14 protein-coding genes and 1 tRNA gene are annotated in these 14,393 nt (G+C 69.5%); 9 read left to right on the plus strand and 6 right to left on the minus strand.

All coding sequences use genetic code 11. The features are described from left to right. The first annotated feature begins 15 nt into the window (after nt 1-15). The 3 genes from ABID97_RS24770 to rbsD are packed head-to-tail and all read left to right on the plus strand — an operon-like array spanning nt 16 to nt 2,461. Nucleotides 16-1,107, plus strand: a complete 1,092-nt coding sequence (locus ABID97_RS24770; protein WP_354401464.1) for a LacI family DNA-binding transcriptional regulator — start codon at nt 16-18, stop codon at nt 1,105-1,107. Then, nucleotides 1,104-2,072 (plus strand): ribokinase, encoded by a 969-nt coding sequence (rbsK, locus tag ABID97_RS24775; RefSeq protein WP_354401466.1) that lies wholly within the window; start codon nt 1,104-1,106, stop codon nt 2,070-2,072. The genes ABID97_RS24770 and rbsK overlap by 4 nt, the downstream gene beginning before the upstream one ends. Further along, a complete protein-coding gene (gene rbsD / locus ABID97_RS24780; RefSeq protein WP_354401468.1) occupies nt 2,069-2,461 on the plus strand; it encodes a D-ribose pyranase in 393 nt (130 codons plus the stop codon). Before rbsK ends, rbsD begins: the two co-directional genes overlap by 4 nt. 12 nt (nt 2,462-2,473) lie before the next feature. On the opposite strand, the gene ABID97_RS24785 is transcribed toward rbsD, so the two are convergent. After that, nucleotides 2,474-3,355, minus strand: a complete 882-nt coding sequence (locus ABID97_RS24785; protein WP_354401470.1) for an MOSC domain-containing protein — start codon at nt 3,353-3,355, stop codon at nt 2,474-2,476. A gap of 74 nt (nt 3,356-3,429) precedes the next feature. Here ABID97_RS24785 and ABID97_RS24790 point away from each other — a divergent pair, with 74 nt between their 5' ends. From ABID97_RS24790 to ABID97_RS24805, 4 genes are all read left to right on the plus strand, one after another. Continuing rightward, nucleotides 3,430-4,575, plus strand: a complete 1,146-nt coding sequence (locus tag ABID97_RS24790) for an FAD-dependent monooxygenase (RefSeq protein ID WP_354401472.1) — start codon at nt 3,430-3,432, stop codon at nt 4,573-4,575. A 20-nt stretch (nt 4,576-4,595) separates the two neighbouring features. Beyond that, nucleotides 4,596-5,318 (plus strand): DsbC family protein, encoded by a 723-nt coding sequence (locus tag ABID97_RS24795; RefSeq protein ID WP_354401473.1) that lies wholly within the window; start codon nt 4,596-4,598, stop codon nt 5,316-5,318. Next, complete coding sequence (locus ABID97_RS24800; RefSeq protein WP_354401475.1) at nt 5,318-7,168, plus strand: M61 family metallopeptidase; 1,851 nt, start codon at nt 5,318-5,320, stop codon at nt 7,166-7,168. The genes ABID97_RS24795 and ABID97_RS24800 overlap by 1 nt, the downstream gene beginning before the upstream one ends. A gap of 71 nt (nt 7,169-7,239) precedes the next feature. After that, nucleotides 7,240-8,019: an enoyl-CoA hydratase gene (locus ABID97_RS24805; RefSeq protein WP_354401476.1), complete on the plus strand. Its 780-nt coding sequence runs from the start codon at nt 7,240-7,242 to the stop codon at nt 8,017-8,019. Nucleotides 8,020-8,049: 30 nt separating this feature from the next. Here the strand turns inward: ABID97_RS24805 and ABID97_RS24810 are convergent, their stop codons facing one another. Further along, on the minus strand, nt 8,050-9,333 hold the full coding sequence (locus ABID97_RS24810) for a hypothetical protein (protein ID WP_354401477.1): 1,284 nt from the start codon (nt 9,331-9,333) through the stop codon (nt 8,050-8,052). Beyond that, a complete protein-coding gene (locus tag ABID97_RS24815) occupies nt 9,330-9,998 on the minus strand; it encodes a sigma-70 family RNA polymerase sigma factor (protein ID WP_354401479.1) in 669 nt (222 codons plus the stop codon). Before ABID97_RS24815 ends, ABID97_RS24810 begins: the two co-directional genes overlap by 4 nt. Nucleotides 9,999-10,144: 146 nt before the next feature. Between ABID97_RS24815 and ABID97_RS24820 the strand changes: the two genes are divergently transcribed. Continuing rightward, a tRNA-Met gene (locus tag ABID97_RS24820) sits at nt 10,145-10,221 on the plus strand. A gap of 211 nt (nt 10,222-10,432) precedes the next feature. Here the strand turns inward: ABID97_RS24820 and ABID97_RS24825 are convergent. Then, nucleotides 10,433-11,155, minus strand: coding sequence for a TetR/AcrR family transcriptional regulator (locus ABID97_RS24825; protein WP_354401480.1), 723 nt, complete (start codon nt 11,153-11,155; stop codon nt 10,433-10,435). Between the two features lie 74 nt (nt 11,156-11,229). Between ABID97_RS24825 and ABID97_RS24830 the strand changes: the two genes are divergently transcribed. After that, entirely contained in the window at nt 11,230-12,168 is a 939-nt protein-coding gene (locus ABID97_RS24830; protein ID WP_354401482.1) for a c-type cytochrome, read from the plus strand. A gap of 16 nt (nt 12,169-12,184) precedes the next feature. Here the strand turns inward: ABID97_RS24830 and alkB are convergent, their stop codons facing one another. After that, a complete protein-coding gene (alkB, locus tag ABID97_RS24835) occupies nt 12,185-12,844 on the minus strand; it encodes a DNA oxidative demethylase AlkB (RefSeq protein WP_354401483.1) in 660 nt (219 codons plus the stop codon). Continuing rightward, nucleotides 12,841-14,301, minus strand: coding sequence for an aminotransferase-like domain-containing protein (locus tag ABID97_RS24840; RefSeq protein WP_354401484.1), 1,461 nt, complete (start codon nt 14,299-14,301; stop codon nt 12,841-12,843). The genes alkB and ABID97_RS24840 overlap by 4 nt, the downstream gene beginning before the upstream one ends. Nucleotides 14,302-14,393: the final 92 nt, after the last annotated feature.

Genomic DNA, 14,393 nt, shown 5'->3' on the forward strand with positions numbered 1-14,393 from the left:
CAAGGGACACACGCCATGGCCACCATCAAGGACGTCGCGCTGCGCGCGGGAGTCTCGGTCACCACGGTCTCGCACGTGGTGAACGACACGCGCCACGTGAGCGCCAAGGGGCGCGAGCGCGTGGAAGAGGCGATCCGCGAACTGGGCTACGTGCCCAACGCGATGGCGCGCAGCCTCAAGAGCAACACCACGTCGACGCTCGGCATGCTGATTCCGAACAGCTCGAATCCCTACTTCGCCGAGATCGTGCGCATCGTGGAAGACCGCTGCTTCGGCGCCGGCTACACGCTGGTGCTGTGCAACACCGACGACGAGCCCCGCCGCCAGAGCGTGTACCTGCAGGTGCTGGCCGAGCGCCGCATCGACGGATTGATCGTGGTGTCGACGGGCGCGGGAGACGACGACTCGCTGGTCACCCAGCTTCACGGACTGCGCATCCCCACGGTGCTGGTCGACCGCGAGATTGCGGACCCGGCCTGCGACCTGGTCGAAACGGCCCACATGCAAGGCGGGCTGCTCGCGGTGCGGCACCTGCTGTCGCTCGGCCACAAGCGCATTGCCTGCATCGGCGGGCCGGTGGGCGTGATGCCCAGCGAGCAGCGCATCGAGGGCTGGCGCATGGCGCTGGCCGAAGCCGGCGCCACGCCCGACATCGGGAACACCGATGCGCTGCTGTGGCGCGGCGGCTTCACGAGCCAGGGCGGCTACGAGGCGATGCACGCCATCCTGCGGACCCCGCAGGCCCCCTCGGCCGTGTTCGTCTGCAACGACCTCATGGCCATTGGCGCCCTGCGCGCCGCGCATGAAAGCGGCGTGCATGTGCCGGACGATATGTCGATCGTCGGCTTCGACGACATCGAACTCTCGGCCTACACCAGCCCGGCGCTCACCACCGTGGCGCAGCCCAAGGAGCGCATTGGCGCCCTGGCGGTCGACATGCTGCTGGAGCGTGTCGGCGGCAAGCGGCGCGACGCGCGCAAGGTGGTGCTGCAGCCCGAGCTGCGCGTGCGCGCTTCCACGGCGCGGCATGCGAGTTTCCGCGAAGCCGCCGCGCTGGCCCCTGCTCCTTCTTCTTCCACAGAAAAACGAAAGTCCCGCGCCCCGTGAGTTCGCAGCCCTCTTCTTCCAGCGTCGCGCAGCAGCCGCCGCGCATCGTGGTGCTCGGCAGCCTGAACATGGACATCGTGCTGCGCGTGCCGCAGGCGCCGTCCGCGGGCGAAACCCTGCTGGGCCGCTCGATCGCCCACATTCCCGGCGGCAAGGGCGCGAACCAGGCGGTGAGCTGCGCGCGCGAAGGCGGCCGGGTCCACATGATCGGCTGTGTGGGGAACGATGCGAACGGCCAGGCGCTGCGCGATGCCCTCGCGCAGGACGGCATCGACACCGCCGCGCTGCGCACCGACGATGCCGAGCCCACCGGCACGGCGCTGATCCTGGTGGAAGACAGCGGCCAGAACCGCATCGTGATGATTCCCGGCGCCAACGCGAAGGTCGAGATCGACGAGGCGGCGCTGCAGCATCAGCTGCAAGGCGCGGCCTTCCTGGTCGCGCAGTTCGAGTCGCCCATGGACCAGGTCACGCTGGCCATCACGGCGGCGCACGGCGCAGGCTGCAAGGTGCTGCTCAACCCGTCGCCGGTGCAGCCGATCGCCGGGCCGCTGTGGCCCTGCATCGACACGCTGGTCGTCAACGAGATCGAAGCGCATGCCCTGTGCGGCCAGGCCGTCGACAGCCCGCACGAGGCCGCGGCGGCCGGCCGGGCCCTGCGCGCCAAGGGCATTGCGCGCGTGGTCGTCACGCTCGGCGCGCGCGGGGCCGTGGCCGTCGATGCCGATGGGGCGCACCACCATCCTGCGCCGAAGGTGAAAGCGGTCGACACCACCGCCGCCGGTGACACTTTCCTGGGCGCGCTGGCGGTTGCACTGGGCGAAGGCCAGTCGTTCGACGAAGCGGTGCGCCTTGGCATTCGCGCCGCGGCGCTGTGCATCCAGCAGCCCGGCGCACAACCTTCCATTCCGCGGCGCGATGCCGTGCTGCATAGCCCCCTGCCTCCCGACTGGATCGCGCTGTGAAACGTACCGCACTGCTCAACGCCGAACTCTCCCATGTGATCGCCTCGATGGGCCACGGCGACATGCTGGTGATCGGCGACGCCGGCCTGCCGATTCCCGAGGGTCCGCGCCGGATCGACCTGGCCGTGATGCGCGGCGTTCCGCTGCTCACCGACGTGTTGCAGGCGGTGCTGTCCGAGATGCAGGTCGAGGGCGTGGTGGTCGCGAGCGAGGCGCTGGACGGCGACAACGCCCTGCCCGCGTGGTACCCACAGTCGCTCGGCATCGCGCCCCAGGCCGTGTCGCACGAGGAGTTCAAGCGCCGCAGCGCCACGGCGCGCGCCATCGTGCGCACGGGCGAGTGCACGCCCTACGCCAACATCATGCTCATCGCCGGCGTGAGCTTCTGAGGCGCACCGTTCTTATTCGAACCGGTAGTTCGCGCCCACGGGCTGCCCGACCTTGAGCATGTGCTCCACGCCCTGCAGCACGATGCAGTTCATGCCGAAGGTGATGCGTCCGTCGACGCGCGCGTCGGCGCGGTAGGTGCGCAGCATGTCGCCGACCTCGGGGCTGCTGGCGGCGGTGGCGGGGTCGATGTCGGGAATGGGGCAGCGGGTGCAGGGCTTGACCGGTTTGAGTTCGGCCTCGCCTTCGCCCGTCGAGATGTGCAGCCCATCGACCCGATCCTCGTCGTGCGACTCGATGCCGGCCAGCACGATGTTCGGCCGGAAGCGCTCGATGCCGACTGCATCGTGGCCGGCGGCCGCCAGCCGCTCGTTGAGTTCGGCCAGCGACCCTTCGCTGGCCACCAGCAGCGGATAGCCGTCGGCGAACTGGTTCTCGGCCTCGATGCCACCGGTCCATTCCAGGCTCGACAGGCGCTTGTGTTCGGGGTCGAAGCGCACCAGGCGCAAGGCCTGCGGCTTGCCCGGTTCGGAGAGGAAGTCGCTGAACCACTGGGCCGCGATGTCGCCCATGTCGTAGGCGGCCACTTCGTCTTTCCAGACGCGCACGCGCACCGGCTTCTCGACCCGGTCGAAGGCCAGGTGCAGGGCCAGCATGCCCGGCGCGCGCAGCACCACTTCCGTGTGCTTCATCTGCGGCCGGATGAGCGCCATGCGCGGCAGCTCGCGCTGGGTGACGAACTCGCCCTGGGCGTCCACCACCATCCAGGCGCGGTCGAATTCCAGCCCGGTCTCGGTCAGCAGCACCTCCGGAAGCTCCACCCCCGCGCACGATTTGACGGGGTAGACGAACAGGCGCGCAATGGTCGCTTGGAGGTCGAAATCTGGCTGTGGCACGTGGGGTTCCTTGGAATTCGGCAGCGATTGTCCCGCATCGTCCCGGCCGGGGTCATAGTTCTTACAATGGCCCGATGGCCCTTTCCCCTGAAGTTTGCATACGCGGCGCCGGCATCGTCGGCCGCACGCTGGCCCTGCTGCTGGCGCGCGAGCGCGTGCGCGTGGCGCTGGTGGTTCCCCCCGCCGCGGCCGCCAAGGAAGACATCCGGGCCTATGCGCTCAACGCCGCCTCGCGCACCCTGCTCGAATCGTTGCGCGCCTGGCCCGATGCGGCGCATGCCACGCCGGTGCGCGAAATGCGCGTGAATGGCGACGAAGGCGGCCGGGTGCAGTTCAGCGCCGTGCGGCAAAAGGTCGATGCGCTGGCCTGGATCGTCGACGTGCCCGCGCTCGAGCGGCAGCTCGCCGATGCGGTGCGCTTCCAGCCCCAGGTCGAGCTCGTGACGGAGCCCGTGGCCGCCCCGCTCACGGTGGTGTGCGAGGGCAAGGCCAGCGCCACGCGCGACGCGCTGGGCGTGAGCTACGCCGTCACGCGCTATGCGCAGCACGCGATCGCAGCCCGGCTCGAAGCGGCGCAGCCGCACGACGGCGCGGCGCACCAGTGGTTCAACGACAAGGGCGAAGTGCTCGCACTGCTGCCGATGGGCGGCGTGCACAGCCGTTCGGTCGCGCTGGTGTGGTCGGTCGACCAGCTTCGCGCACCCGCGCTGCTGGCGCAGGGTGCCGACGAGTTCAACGCCGCGGTGAGCGAAGCCAGCCACGGCGTGCTGGGCGCGCTCCAGCTCACGAGCGAGCGCGCGGCCTGGCCGCTGTCGCGCGCCATTGCCGACCGCTGGACGGGCACCATGCCCGGGGCCCGGGGCGCATCGCAAGCGGCATCGCAAACGTGGGCGCTGGCCGGCGACGCCGCCCACACGGTGCACCCGCTCGCGGGCCAGGGCCTCAATCTCGGCCTGGCCGATGCCGCCATGCTGGCCGACGTGATCAAAGAGCGCGAATACTGGCGCAGCGTGGGAGATCCGCGGCTGCTGCGCCGCTACGAGCGCGCGCGCCGCGCCGACGTGCTGCAGATGAGCCTTGCCACCGACGGCCTGCAGCAGCTTTTCTCGCACAGCATGGGTCCGCTGCCCGCGCTGCGCAACTGGGGCATGCGCGGCTTCGACCGCACGCGCCTCCTCAAGCACTGGATCGCCGGCCAGGCGATGGGCTTGAAGGCTTGAATCCATCGACCGGACTTTCCATGACACTCGCACGCAACCTTCTTCTCGCCGCCTGCACGCTGGGTGCGGCCGTCACGGCCCTGGCCGGCGAGGCCGAGATCCGCAAGAATCTTCCGGCGCGCATTCCGCAGTTCCCGGCCATCGACGAGGTCACCAAGTCGCCGCTGCCCGGCCTCTACGAGGTGCGCGTGAACGGCTTCCAGATCTACTACACCGACGAGCAGGGCAACTACCTGCTGCAGGGCAACCTGATCGACGTGAAGGCGCGCAAGAACCTGACCGAGGAGCGCATCGAGAAGCTCAGCGAAGTCTCGTTCGACAAGCTGCCCGTGAACGACGCGATCAAGATCGTGCGCGGCAACGGCAAGCGCAAGCTCGCGGTGTTCGAAGACCCGAACTGCGGCTACTGCAAGCGCTTCGAAAAAGACATGAAGACGGTCGACAACGTCACTGTGTACCTGTTCCTGTACCCGGTGCTCGGGCCCGACTCGGCCGTGAAGTCGCGCGACATCTGGTGCAGCAAGGACAAGGGCAAGGCCTGGGGCGACTGGATGGAAGCCAGCACCAAGCCCGCCACCGCAGCCAGCAGCTGCGACGTGACCGCGCTGCAGCGCAACGTGGAGTTCGGCCGCAAGTACAACATCACCGGCACGCCCACGCTGATCTTCAGCAACGGCACCCGCGCGCCGGGCGCCATTCCCGCGGAGCAGGTCGAGAAGCAACTCACCGCTTCCACCAACTGATGGCTGCGCCAGCCGTCTCGCGGCGCGCAGTGCCTGCGCCGGCCGCCGCAGTGCGCTACCGCGTCGAATGCGCGGACCTGCACGCGCACCTCTTCGGCGTCACCCTGACCATCGAGGCGCCCGCCGCGCAGCAGCGCGTGACACTGCCGGTGTGGATCCCGGGCAGCTACCTGGTGCGCGAGTTCGCCAAGAACCTGCAGGGCCTGCGCGCCACGCAAGGGCGCCGCAAGCCGGTGCTGACGCAGCTCGACAAATGCAGCTGGCAGGTCGATTGCGTGCCGGGCCAGCCGCTGGTGCTGCACTACCAGGTCTGCGCCTACGACAACTCGGTGCGCACCGCCTGGCTCGATGCCGAGCGCGGTTTCTTCAACGGCACCAGCCTGTGCCTCCGGGTCGAGGGACAGACGGACGCGCCGCACGCGCTCGAGATCGTCGCGCCCTCGCCTTCGGCCGAAGGCGCGCGCTGGTCGTGCGCCACCGCGCTCGTGCCGTCGAAGAACGACAAGCACGGCTTCGGCGGCTACCTGGCCGCGGGCTACGACGAGCTGGCCGACAGCCCGGTCGAGATGGGCGCGTTCTGGAGCGCCGAGTTCGAAGCCTGCGGCGTGCCGCACCGCTTCGTCATCGCGGGCGCCACGGCCTCTTTCGACGGCGAGCGCCTGATCGCCGACACGCAGGCCATCTGCGAAGCCGAGATCCGCTTCTGGCATGGCGACAAGGCTGGCAAGCGCGGCGGGCCCAAGCTGCCGATCGACCGCTACGTGTTCATGCTGAACGCGGTGGACGACGGCTACGGCGGGCTCGAGCACCGGCACTCCACCGCGCTCATCTGCAACCGGCGCGACCTGCCGCAGCGCGGCGCAAAGAAGCAGCCCGAGGGCTACACCACGCTGATGGGCCTCATCAGCCACGAGTACTTCCACACCTGGAACGTCAAGCGCATGCGGCCGGCGGAATTTGCGAGCTACGACTACGGCTGCGAGAACTACACGCAGCTCCTGTGGTTCTTCGAAGGCTTCACCAGCTACTACGACGACCTGCTGCTGCGCCGCGCCGGACGCATCGACGACGCGGGCTACCTGCGCCTGCTCAACAAGACCATCAACCAGGTGCTGCAGACACCGGGCCGGCTGGTGCAGCCGGTGGCCGACGCGAGCTTCGATGCCTGGGTCAAGTACTACCGCCAGGACGAGCAGACGCCCAACAGCACCGTCAGCTACTACACCAAGGGTGCCCTGGTGGCGCTGTGCTTCGACCTCACGCTGCGCCGCGAAGGCCAGGGCACTCTCGACGACGTGATGCGCCAGCTGTGGACGCACAGCGGCGGCGGTCCGATCACCGAAGCCGACGTGGCGGTCGCGCTCGAGGCGGTGGGTGGCCGCTCCTATGCGGCGGAACTTGCGCAATGGGTCCACTCGACCGACGAACTGCCGCTCTCCGAACTGCTGCGCGCGCACGGCGTGGCGGCGCTCGAGGACCCCTCGCAGCCGGCGCAGGCCTTGGGCTTGCGCGTGGCCGAGGCCAACGGCAGCGTCCAGGTCAAGGTGGTGCTGCGCGGCGGCGCGGCCGAGAAAGCGGGCTTCTCGGCGCACGACGAATGGATCGGCGTGGAGCTGCCGGCCGCCGGCAAGAAAGGCCAGCAACGGCCCGCGCAGGCCTGGCGAATCGCCAAGCTCGACGACCTGGCGCTGTACCTCGGCGACGCCACGCGCTGCACCGCGCTGGTGGCGCGCGACCGCAAGCTGCTGAAGCTGCCGCTGGTGCGGCCCGAAGGCGCGACCACCTGGCGGCTGTTCCTGCACGATGCGGCGAAGGTCGCGGACTGGCTCATGCCGGGGGCTCAGCGCTGACCGCAATGGCGGCCGCGGGGCCTCCTTGCGCTGGGTATAGTGAAACGCGTTTTTTTCTTCCCGGAGACACCATGAGCTACGAAAACATCGAAGTGCGGACCGAAGCAGGCAAGGTCGGCATCATCACCCTCAACCGGCCCAAGGCGCTCAACGCGCTGAACGACGCGCTCATGACCGAGCTGGGCACCGCGCTCAAGGCCTTCGATGCCGACGACGCGATCGGCTGCATCATCCTCACGGGCAGCGAGCGCGCCTTTGCGGCCGGTGCCGACATTGCCGCGATGGCGAAGTACAGCTTCATCGACACCTACAAGGGCGACTACATCACGCGCAACTGGGAAACCATCCGCTCGATCCGCAAGCCGGTGATCGCGGCGGTGAGCGGCTTTGCGCTGGGCGGCGGCTGCGAGCTCGCGATGATGTGCGACTTCATCATCGCGGCCGACAACGCCAAGTTCGGCCAGCCCGAGATCAAGATCGGCGTGATTCCCGGCGCCGGCGGCACGCAGCGCCTGCCGCGCGCAGTGGGCAAGAGCAAGGCCATGGACATGGCGCTCACCGCCCGCATGATGGACGCGGCCGAAGCCGAGCGCGCGGGCCTCGTCAGCCGCGTGGTGCCTTTCGAGAAGCTGGCCGACGAAGCGCTGGGTGCGGCGCTGGTGATTGCGGGCTATTCGCAGATCGCCGCGATGGCGGCCAAGGAATCGGTCAACCGCGCCTTCGAGAGCGGCCTCTCCGACGGTGTGATGTTCGAGCGCCGGCTGTTCCATGCGCTGTTTGCCACGGCCGACCAGAAGGAAGGCATGGACGCCTTCCTGGCCAAGCGCCCGCCAGACTTCAAGAACGCCTGATCCGGGCCTGATCCAGGCCCGATCCGGAAGCTACCGGCGCAAGAACAGCGCCTTCAGGGCGGCGAGCGTCCCCGCGGGCGGCGTGCCGACCGAGGCACCGCCCGCTGCGCCGGATTGCGGCGTCCAGCGCACCTGGTCGCCCGCGATCTCGAGCACCGCGAGCAAGGTGGCGCCGCTGTAGAGCTCCAGCCGCGCCTCGACCGGCGCAGCCAGATCGGCACCCGGTACCGTGGCCGATCGCGCCACCGCATTGACCAGCGCGGCCAGCCCTTCCGTATCGCCGCGCGCCTGGCGCACGCCCTGTCCGGCGCGCACCACGTTCAGCGAGGTCCATTGGTCCAGCGCGGAAAAAGCCGAAGCGTCTTCCCCGCGGGCCTTGGCCGCAGCGGGCGCGGGCGCCCGGAGCGCGGGTGCCTGGCGCACGCTGCCGGAGATCTGCACGTTCGAACTCTGACCGCCCGGGGCGGCTGACAGCGCCGGCGCAGCGCCGCTGTCGGCCGACTCGCGAAGGGGGGCCGGCGGGGCGGCAGGCGCCATGCTTGCGGCGGGCGGTGCGCCTGCGGCATCGCGGCTCCGCTGCAGCTTTTCGGTTTCGGCTTCGCGCCGCTCCTGGGTACGCGGGAAGGCCTGCGGCACAGGTGCGGATGGCTCGGCCACCGTTCCCTGCGATGGAGTCGGAGACGCAGTCGCTGGGGCTGGGGCTGGGGCTGGGGCCGGCGCGGGCGGAGGCGCTACCGCAATCACAGGCGCCGGTGCGCTCGGTTTGTCGGCGAGCCCTGGTGGCGGTGCCGTTCGGCGCACCGCGTCCTCTCTTCGCTGGGGCGATCCTCCGCTCGCCGCCTCTCGCGCTGCTTCGGTCGCAGGCTGCTCTGGTGCTGGCGCTGGTGCTGGTGCTGGCGTCGAGGCGGGCGCGGGCACAGCAGGCGCCGCCGCAGGAGGAACCGGGGCCGGCGTCGGCGCGGACGCAACGCCGGCTTCGCCATCGAGCCGCGCATCGGGCACCGGTTCGCGGTGCCAGAGCACGGTCACGAAGGTGGCGACGAGCACGGTGGCAAAGGCCGCATTCCACGGCCTGCGGGACCGCGTGTCGCCGCTACCGAACAGCCGGCGCCACCACGGCGCGGCCACCGCGGGCGCCGGTGCGGAAGCAGGCGCGAGGTTGTGGGCCATCTTCCGGATGGCATCGCGGGTGCGCGGATCGGGCAGCGCTTCGCGGTCCGGCGCATGGTCCAGCGCGCGGCGCAGCACAGGGTCGCGCAGCGCACCGTCGCCGCCCTCGGACCCTGGCGTGTTTTCGTTGCCGCTGTTGCTCATGCCCGCTGCTCCAGCACCGAGAGGTAGCGTTCCATGCAGCCGCGCAATTTCTGCAGGCCATAGCGCAGGCGGCTGCGCACGGTCTCGAAGCCGATGCCCAGGCTCGCCGCGAGCGCTTCGACGGTCAGGCCGTCTTCATGGTGCAGCAGGAATGCGGCCCGCTGTTCGGCCGGCAGTTCGTCCAGGCAGGCCAGCAGGCGCCGCCCCGCGGCGCGCCAGAACGCCAGCTCTTCGGCTGATGGATGGGCGGCGGCATCGGGCGCCGCGCCGGGCACGCCGCGGTCGAGCAGGGGCACCGCGTCGTCGCCGTCGTCGAAGTGGGCGTCGAGCGCCACTTCACGGCCGCTCACGCGCAACCGGTCCATGGCGAGGTTGTGTGCAATGGTGAAGGCCCAGGTGCGCCAGGCGGCGCCCTGCGGCGAAAAACTGTCGCGCGCGGAAATGATGCGCACCCAGGTGTCCTGGAACACCTCGTCGGCCTGTGCGGCGAGCCGCGCGCCGAGCAACCGCTTCACGAAGCGGAACAGCCCGCCCTCGTGGCGCGCGTAGAGCACGTCGAACGCGGCGCCGTCGCCCTGCGCGTAGGCCAGCATCAGCTGGTCGTCGGGCATGGCATCGCGCCCGGGGGCGGATTTGGCGGAAGGGGCGCGGGGCAGCGCGGACATCGGCGGATTTTCACCCGGGGTTGTACGGTCGGCGGACCGCTTCGGGGTTGGGTGCCGCAAAAAAGACAACGCTTGGACGCGACGGGCTTGAAAACGGCCCTGCGGGCTGCGCTATAATTTTGGGCTCGGCGCAAAACTGCCCGAACGGCTCTTTAGCTCAGTCGGTTAGAGCGATGGAATCATAATCCACAGGTCCGCGGTTCGAATCCGTGAAGAGCCACCAGCATCATCAAAAAGCCTTGCAAGTCAACGACTTGCAAGGCTTTTTTGTTTGTACGTCGCGCGGTTTCCAGGTCTTTTTCCGCCGCTAATTCACTCTGGAACGGCCAGTGCCCGTTCCGCAGGCAATGTGGTGCGAACCCGCGCCGTTGCTGGGTTCGGCGAGCCCGGTCCTCAGACAACCCACAGAGTTGTGCACAGAAAAGCGGGACAAGTCATCCATTTGACTTGTTCCTCCGGCTGGCACGCGCCGCCGGGGCGACCGATGCATCGGCCAGCGTCGGAAACGGCGGCAGGGGACGGCAGGCCACGTCCCTGGCGGCGCCCGCCTCCATGCCGAATGCGCGCAGCAGGCAGGTTGCCACGTCGCGGCCGTGATGGGCCGGCAGGCCTCCCATGGCCACGCTGCGCATGGCCTGCGACACGCTGCCGCTCAACACGTCCATGGCGGCTGCCTCGCTGGGCACGCGAAAGCTCTTCTGCCTGATCGCAAGGCGCATGTCCGCCAACGCATAGTGCTGGATCTCGAGCACCAGCGCGGGCGCTGCCGCCGAGACATCCAGCATCAGCAGCGCCCAAGCGGGGCTTTCCTGCGCGAGCCAGATGTAGCGCTGGATGCCGATCGCCATGCGCTGGGCGCCTTCGGCCACGCCCTGCTGGCTGTCGGAAATGCGCTGGCACAGCGTGTCCGCAAGCCACAGCGCCACGGCGCTGGCCACTTCTTCCTTGGTCTTGAAATGGTTGTAGACGGTACCCGTGGTCATGCCGGCCACGGCGGCTATTTCCTGCACGGTGGCGCCCGCGTAGCCGCGCGCGCTGAACACCGTGATGGCAGCCTGCACAAGTTGCAGCCGCGTGCGCTCGCGCTTCAGCAGGCCGGGCCGGGTCAGCACCAGACTTTCGGCCAGGGCAGCCGGAAGTGGTATGGACGGTGCCATGAAGCCGATCGTACTATCCATTTTTGAACACAGTGTTCATTTTTGATCCACTCATGCAATAACGAGAGTTTGCCATGCGATCCGTCTTTCTCCCCCCTCGCCCGAGCGCCGCCCGCAAATGGGCGAAGCGCGCCGGGGTGCTGGTCGCCGTCCTGGCGGCCGCAGCGGCCGCGGCGCTGTGGCTCGGCAACGAGCTTGCGGCCCGCAAGATGCAGCGCACGGTCGAAGTCGCGTCGCAGGGCGTGGCGTTCCGCAGCGCGAGCGATAGCGCAGCGCTAGCGCGCGGGCGCTACCTGTATGCATCGCGCGGCTGCGTCGATTGCCACGGCGCAGCGGCCAATGGGCGCATGTTCCTGGACGACGGCAAGGGCATGCGCATCGCGGGGCCGAACATCAGCCCAGGCCCGGGGAGCGTGGTGGCGGGCTACACGCCGGCGGACTGGGAGCGCGCCATCCGGCACGGCGTTGCGCGCAACGGGCGGCCGCTCATGATCATGCCCAGCGAGGACTACAACCGGTGGACCGACGACGACCTCGCATCGCTCGTGGCCTACCTGCGCGCCAAGGAGCCGGCGAGCGGCACGGGCGCGGTGGTCGACCTGCCGCTGCCGGTGCGGGCGCTCTACGGCTTCGGCTTCATCCGCGACGCGGCGGCCAAGATCGACCATGCGTTGCCGCCCGAGCAGCCGGTGCCGGAAAGCGTGACGGTGAAGCACGGCGCCTACGTGGCGAACATGTGCCTCGGCTGCCACGGCGCCAGGCTCAGCGGCGGCAAGATTCCGGGTGGCCCGCCGGACTGGCCCGCGGCCTCCAACCTGACGCCGGGCGAAGGCAGCGCCATGGTGCGCTATCCCGACGCGGAAGCACTGATGGCGCTGTTCAAGACCGGCAAGCGGCCCGACGGAACGCCGGTGAAGGTGATGCCTTTCGAATCGCTGCGCGAGATCAACGACACCGACGTGCGCGCGCTGCATCTCTACCTGAAGAGCTTGCCGGCAAGCCCCAGAGGCTAGCCGCGCGGCAAGCGCTTCAGCCAGCCTTGCGAAAGGTGAGATTGATGCGCCGGCTGCCCAGCAGGGCATGCGCCCGGTCTTCGAGCGGCAGCACGCCGTGGTAGCGCAGCCTGTCGGGGCCGCCCCACACCACGACGTCGCCGTGCACCAGCGGAATGCGCGCGGCCTTGTCGCTGCGCGCGAGGCCTCCGAACAGAAAGGTGGCCGGCATGCCGAGCGATACCGACACGATGGGCGCAGCGTAGTCGCGCTCGTCCTTGTCCTGGTGCAGCGACAGCCGCGTGCCGGGTTCGTAGCGGTTGACCAGGCAGGCATCGGGCCGGAAGCCTTCGAAGCCCGCCTCGGCGGCCGCCGCTTGCGCGAGCCGTTCGAACACCGCCGGCATCGCAGGCCACTGCGCGCCCGTTGCGGGATCGTGCTCGCCATAGCGGTAGCCGCGCCGGTCCGAGATCCAGCCGAGACGTCCGCAGTTGGTCATGGCGACCGACATCGTGAAGCCTCCGGGGGTGACGAGATGACGGAAGCCGGCGCGCCGCTCGACCTCGCCGAGCGCCGGCAGAAGCGCGTCGGCGAAAGGCAGCGCGAACCCGCGCAACACGAAAGAAGCGGGGCCGATGGCCTCCTTGCCGCGCGGCGGCTCCGCATCGGGGGCATCGGAAAACAGGTCGCGCGTCACGCCGCGATTGTCCCGCGAGGCGGCCCGTCCGGCGCGGCACCGTTCGCCTCCGCCACCAGGCGGCCGAGCGTCTGCATGGCCTTTTCGCTGTGCGCGTCCCAGGGGTGCCCGTAGTTCAGCCTGAGGCAATGGGCAAAGCCGCGGGTCGCCGAGAAGATCGGCCCCGGCGCCACGCTGATGCCGAGCTCCAGCGCCTTGCGATGGATCTCGAGCGCATTCACCCGCTCCGGCAGCTCGACCCACAGGAAGTAGCCGCCCAGCGGCCGCGTGGCCCGCGTGCCCGCCGGAAAGAAATGGCCCACCGCCTGCGCGAACCCCGCCTGCTGCATGGCCAGCGCCTGGCGCAGCTTGCGCAGGTGTTTGTCGAGCCCGCCCTTTTCCAGGTAAGCCGCCAGCGCGAGCTGCGCGGGCACCGAGGTGCTGAGCGTGGTCGTCAGCTTCAGCCGCGCCACGGCGCGCGTGAAGCGCCCGGCCGATGCCCATCCGATGCGGTAGCCCGGCGCCAGGCACTTGGAGAACGACGAGCAATGCAGCACGAGCCCCTGCGTGTCGAAGGCCTTGGCCGGCGGCGGGCGCCGGTCGCCGAAGTAGAGCTCGGCGTACACGTCGTCCTCGATCAGCGGCAGTGCATGGCGTGCCAGCAGTTCCACCAGCGCCTTCTTCTTCGCATCGGGCATCAGGCTGCCGAGCGGGTTCTGGAACGTGGTCATCAGCCAGCAGGCCTTGGGCCGGTGGGCCGCGATGGCGAGCTCCAGCGCCGCCAGGTCGATGCCTTCGCCGGGGTGCGTGGGCACCTCGATCGCGCGCAGGCCCATGCGCTCGAGCGCCTGCAGGGCCGCATAGAAGGTGGGCGACTCGACGATCACCGAATCGCCAGGGCGCGTGACCGCCGCAAGGCACAGGTTGAGCGCCTCCATCGCGCCGTTGGTGATGACGATCTCATCGGCCGGCACCTGCATGCCGTCGCCCAGGTAGCGCAGCGCGACCTGGCGGCGCAGCGCCGCGCTGCCGGGCGTGAGATCGTCCACGGTGCTCCACGGGTCGAGCGACTTGGCGCTCGACGCCATGAACTGGCCCAGCCGCGCGAGCGGAAACAGCAGCGGGCTCGGAAAGGCCGAGCCGAACGGAATCACCTTGCGCGACATGCTGGCTTCGAGGATGTCGAACACATGGTCGCTCATGTCGAGCGACTTGGGGCCATCGCCCGGGCGAGAGGTGAGGTTGGCCTCGGGCGGCGCGTCGCGCAGCGAACCGCCGGTGACGTAGTAGCCCGAGCGGTCCCGCGCGCGCACCAGCCCGCGGGCCTCCAGCAGGTAGTAGGCCTGGAACACCGTGGAGGGGCTCACGCCGCGGCTCTCGCCGGTATGCCGCACCGACGGCAGGCGGTCGCCCGGCTTCAGCGTGCCGTGGCGGATCGACGCCTCGATGTCGGCAGCCAAGGCTTCGTAGCGCTTCATTTCAGGATGCACCTCTTTCGGTGGGGGAGACTTTATCTGCTCCGGTGATTCAGCTCGAATCTGCATCTGTTTTTTTTGGACCGGATGCGGCA

Origin of the sequence: Variovorax sp. OAS795 (assembly GCF_040546685.1) — a bacterium.
Classification (GTDB): Bacteria; Pseudomonadota; Gammaproteobacteria; order Burkholderiales; family Burkholderiaceae_C; genus Variovorax.

Excerpts from the sequence above, each read along its gene's own strand:
- ABID97_RS24825 (WP_354401480.1), bottom strand. The coding sequence starts at position 11,155 with ATGGCACCGTCCATACCACTTCCGGCTGCCCTGGCCGAAAGTCTGGTG.
- ABID97_RS24795 (WP_354401473.1), top strand. The coding sequence starts at position 4,596 with ATGACACTCGCACGCAACCTTCTTCTCGCCGCCTGCACGCTGGGTGCG.
- ABID97_RS24815 (WP_354401479.1), bottom strand. The coding sequence starts at position 9,998 with ATGTCCGCGCTGCCCCGCGCCCCTTCCGCCAAATCCGCCCCCGGGCGC.
- ABID97_RS24840 (WP_354401484.1), bottom strand. The coding sequence starts at position 14,301 with ATGAAGCGCTACGAAGCCTTGGCTGCCGACATCGAGGCGTCGATCCGC.
- ABID97_RS24800 (WP_354401475.1), top strand. The coding sequence starts at position 5,318 with ATGGCTGCGCCAGCCGTCTCGCGGCGCGCAGTGCCTGCGCCGGCCGCC.
- ABID97_RS24770 (WP_354401464.1), top strand. The coding sequence starts at position 16 with ATGGCCACCATCAAGGACGTCGCGCTGCGCGCGGGAGTCTCGGTCACC.
- ABID97_RS24830 (WP_354401482.1), top strand. The coding sequence starts at position 11,230 with ATGCGATCCGTCTTTCTCCCCCCTCGCCCGAGCGCCGCCCGCAAATGG.
- ABID97_RS24790 (WP_354401472.1), top strand. The coding sequence starts at position 3,430 with ATGGCCCTTTCCCCTGAAGTTTGCATACGCGGCGCCGGCATCGTCGGC.
- ABID97_RS24810 (WP_354401477.1), bottom strand. The coding sequence starts at position 9,333 with ATGAGCAACAGCGGCAACGAAAACACGCCAGGGTCCGAGGGCGGCGAC.
- ABID97_RS24805 (WP_354401476.1), top strand. The coding sequence starts at position 7,240 with ATGAGCTACGAAAACATCGAAGTGCGGACCGAAGCAGGCAAGGTCGGC.